The following is a 4,294-nucleotide window of genomic DNA, read 5'->3' on the forward strand; positions in this document are numbered from 1 at the left end:
AACACGGCGTCTTCCTTGACCGCCACGCCCTCGAGCAGATCGTCGCGGACCATCTGCACCACGCCGATCGAGGCGCGGCGGATCAGCTGGTTCGTGATCGGCACGAGCGCGCGCAGCGTCTTTGCCGACATCGACATCATGCCGACCTGCACGTCGGTCGTCGGCGCCGGCTGGCGTTCACCGACATAGCCCGCGGTCGTGCCCTGCGTCTTCTTGCGCATGCTGAGGTTGCCATCCGGCATCGGGATCGAGCGCGCGCCGAGGCGGCGAACCACCACCCGCGGACGCAGCAGATCGATGAAGTCGGCGCTGTAGGCGGTGTTGACCAGGAAGCCGCCCTTCACGTTGGTCGACTGCTCCTGGTTCGCCACGATCTGGCCGGTCTCGGTGCCCCACAGCTGCTCGGCATGAGCCGCCGCGGCGCGCTGGTCCATGTTGCAGGCTGCCAGCGACATGGTGATGCGGGTGAACATTGTGCCGGCAGGGAGTGCCACGGCAGGCGCGGCCGGTGCCGTACCGGGGCCGCCGGCGGGACTGCCGACGACGATCGGCGCCGCGGTCGACGCCTTCAGCTTGAGGACCTGCTCTTCGCGGCCGATCTTCGTCTGCAGGCCGGCCGCCTCGGTCATCTTGGCGTCGAAGTCGGTCTGTTCTTCGGCCGACAGGTCGCGGTCGCCATCGGCGGTCGCGGTGGTCATGATCAGCTCGGCTGCCGCGAGAACGCCGGCAAGGCTCGTCTTGAGCGCGGTGATGCGCATAGGTAGGTCTCCTGGGGTTTCAGAGGCCGGCGCGGGCGTGCGCAAGCTTCAGGGTGTTCTCCGCGGTCGTGCGCCGGGTGGAGGGGTTGCGGGTCGCAAGGCGGCGGATCGCGCCGTCCAGGCCGTCCGCTTCGATGCGGTCGGCCATGCGGGCCTTCACGGCCGGACCGCCGGAAAGCGTCCCGCCCTGGCCAAAGTCGCTACGGACGATTGCTTCGGAGACACCGCGGCCGCTCGCGATCGCGGCGATGAAGACGTCCTCGAGCGAATCGACAGTGCTCTGCACGACCGCGCGGCCATCCTCGGTGGTCAGGTCAGGCCGTTTGAACGGGGCGTTCTTGCTGACGATCGCGATATCGCGCCGGCCGGCCTGATCGGGGTTCTCCTGGACGCTGCCGCCCATCATCACGCCGATCGAGCCGACGATCGCGGTCGCGTCCATCGAGACCTCTTTGGCCTGGCTGATGATCCAGTATGCGGCCGAGCAGCCCATGCCGGTGACATGCGCGACAACCGGCTTCGGCGACTGCGCGACCATGCGCGCGAACTGCGCGATATCGGTGGTCACGCCGCCCGGGCTGTCGACGACCAGCAGGATCTTGCGAACGGCCGTGTCGGCCTGAAGGGCGCGGAAGTCGGCCGCGAGCAGATCGAGCGCGACCGCACCGCCGCCCGACGGGCTCATCATCGCCGCGCGCGGCAGGATCGGGCCGAAGATCGGCAGCGCGCCGACACCATCGCGGATCGCTGCCGATCGCGTGCCCGCCGCGCGCTCGCCCATCTGCGCGATCGCCTCGAAATGCCGCTCGACGTGACCGTCGTCGGCAACCGCCTGGACCGCCGGATGATCGAGCGCCCGCACGGCCATCGCCTCGATCGCCTCGAGATAGCCGGGCATGATCGCCCATGGAACGGACCGGATGGCCGCTAGAATACGGTCGTTCATTCTGGATCCTCGTCTTTCTCGGGAGCCGGCAAGGCGGCCGGCGCGGGCTGCTGCTCGCCCTCGATCTGCGAACCCGACCCGACGCGGTACTTCTCGCCGCCTGGTCGCTTGTTCCGGTTCTCGAGGCTGCGAACCTCGTCCGGATTGAGGATGCCCTTGTCGATCGCGATCGAATACGCCTCGTACCGGCTCTTGATGTCGCCCTTCAGCAGGGCGTCGGGCAGGAATTCGAAGAAGTGCCCGGGCTCGGCGAACTGGTGCGTCGCGGCCGCGGCGACGCGCTCGAAGTGCCCCATCATCGAATACAGGATCAGCTCGAGGCTTTGCTGCTCGATGTTCGAAAACGTCGCGCGGCTCAGCTCGAAGACAACATGCGGGGGAACGCCGAACGCGCGGGCGATCTCGACGACGTAGAAGCCGCGGACCTCGACATACTGGCTCTTCGCGTTGTCATGCGCGAGGAACTTGGCGTCCATCTCCTGGTCGAGCACCGCGACGGCGCCGGCGTTCTTCGGTCCGGAGAAGCGGCTCTGCCAGTCGTTCTTGAGCTTGGTCTTGTCGACCTGCTCCATCTTCGACTTGGAGGTCAGGATGGTCGACGGCTGTGCGTTGTTCTCCCAGAAGCGCGCGGCGAACGCCGACGTCGCCGCGGCCGCCTGCAGCGTGTCCTGCAGCAGCTTCAGCCGATCGATGCCGACCAGGCCGTCGCGCGAGAACCCCGGGATATACCAGAGGTCGTTGCGGGTGAGCCGCTCGAACGTGCCGTTCGGCAGGTGCGTGTCGTAGAACACCTCGAGCCCATCGGCCTTGTCCCAGCTCGAGACCGGCAAGATCCCGTGCGGATCCACGCGGGTCAGTTTGCTGGCGCGGTAAAGCGGATCCCGGTGGATATAGCCCGCGAACCGCCCGGTCATGATCAGGTCGCCGAGCATCAGCTCCTTGAACAGGAAGGCGTTCTGCACGTCGTTCGTGCGTGTCCGGAGCATAATCGCCGGCGGGGCGTCGTCGACGCGCACCTTCCCGCCATCTTCCGACCGATAATAGACCAGCGGCGCCATCGCGAAGAGGCCGGTCAGCACCTCGAGGGCGCGTAGGACGGCTGGCGACGACAGTGCTGCCTGCTCGCCGATCGGACCGCCCCGCGAACCGCCGAGCAGATTCATGAAAGTGTAGCCGCTGGTGTCGCTCATGCCATCGGCCGATGCGACGATCGCCGGCGCGGCGGGCCCCATCGGCATGCCGGCAGGTTCGTCGGCCGATACGGCGACGTCGTTGGCGCGATCGCCACGAAGGGCGCGAGTAGCCGCGCGAGCACGGTCAAGAATTCCCATGCTCAAATCCCCGTATATTCGAACGTGTTGGTGCGCGGGTTCCGCGTCATCAGCTGCACGGCGTTGAAGCCTGCCAGCAGCGGATCGATCTTCGCCACGCCCGACATCTGCTTCGTGATCAGGATCGCGCTGCCGCGCGGTTCGACCTTCGCGTTACCGACGCACCAGTTCATCAGCAGCTGGCCGGCATGCTTCAGGGTGCCGTCCTTCAGCTTGCGCTCGGTGCCCTTGATCGCGCCGGTAAGGCGAAAGCCCTGCGGTACCGCGACCAGCTGGTCGGCCGTGAAACCGCGGCCGGACAGCTCGTCGACCAGGGCGGCAACGCCTTGCGGATCCAGCCCGATCGCCGCCTCGTCCGGAAACAGCCCGGCGTCTTTCACGCGCTCGAGCAGATCCGCGACCTCGACCAGGTCCTGCGTCGGCTCCGCACATTTGATCAGCGTTCCTTCCGACATGAAGTCGGTCAGCTTGCTGACGATGTCCTTGCGCCGCTCGAACACATCGAGATGCGCCCATGCGCGGTTCCACATCAGCCAGGTGCGCGGATCCGACTTCAGTCGGCCGAGCAGCGCCAGGCCGAACAGATCGTCGAGGCCGCCGCCATCGATGCCGGCGACGGCGACCTCGACCAGCTCGAGGAAACCCTCGAGCGAACCGTCCCACAATTCGGCCGCGGCTTTCGCCTGGGCCCAATACACCGCACCGATCCAGGCATCGTGCCGCAGCCCGACGCCGATCTCGACGTTGAGGTGCTTGGCGTAGAAAACCTGCTTGGTGCCGTCCTCGGCGTTCTCGATCTTGCGGAACTGCGCCTCGAGCCACGGCTGGCTAACCGATAGGCCGAGGTTCGGATTGGTGATGTAGAAGTTCGCCGGGTTGAGATGCTCGTCATTGGCAAGCATCTCTTCCGGGAATTCGTAAAGGACCGGCAGAAACTCTTTGTCGACGACCTTCCCGTCGCGGACGTCGCGGGCGTAGGCCAGCTTCTCCTTGAACACGCCGGCGGGCGGCTCGTCGGATTGCGTCGTCAGGTAGAGCGTATAGCCCTCCGGACGCGACACCTGACCACCGGCCGCCTCGCGCAACATCGAGTCCGCGTTCGCCTTCTTGCCGAAGAGCCATAGCTCGTCGACGAGCACCCGGCTGGCCTTCTTGCCCGACACGGTCGCCGCGTCGGCCGCGACGACCTTCAGCGTCGCCTTGGTGTCCCGGTTGGTGATGAGCCGGACATGCTCCTGGATGTGGAGCAGATCCGCCAG

4 protein-coding genes are annotated in these 4,294 nt (G+C 66.7%); all 4 read right to left on the reverse strand.

The window, feature by feature from the left end:
* Positions 1–758: phage major capsid protein (locus C8J43_RS21720; protein WP_133032639.1), on the reverse strand; the 758-nt coding region annotated here is incomplete at its 3' end.
* A 19-nt stretch (positions 759–777) separates the two neighbouring features.
* Positions 778–1,704 (reverse strand): S49 family peptidase, encoded by a 927-nt coding sequence (locus C8J43_RS21725; RefSeq protein ID WP_133032640.1) that lies wholly within the window; start codon positions 1,702–1,704, stop codon positions 778–780.
* On the reverse strand, positions 1,701–3,035 hold the full coding sequence (locus tag C8J43_RS21730) for a phage portal protein (RefSeq protein ID WP_133032641.1): 1,335 nt from the start codon (positions 3,033–3,035) through the stop codon (positions 1,701–1,703). Before C8J43_RS21730 ends, C8J43_RS21725 begins: the two co-directional genes overlap by 4 nt.
* A gap of 2 nt (positions 3,036–3,037) precedes the next feature.
* Positions 3,038–4,294, reverse strand: a 1,257-nt coding sequence (locus tag C8J43_RS21735) for a terminase large subunit (RefSeq protein WP_133032642.1), incomplete at its 5' end; no start/stop codon positions are given.

The sequence above is a fragment of the Sphingomonas sp. PP-CE-1G-424 genome, assembly GCF_004341085.1.
In the GTDB taxonomy this organism is placed as follows: domain Bacteria; phylum Pseudomonadota; class Alphaproteobacteria; order Sphingomonadales; family Sphingomonadaceae; genus Sphingomonas.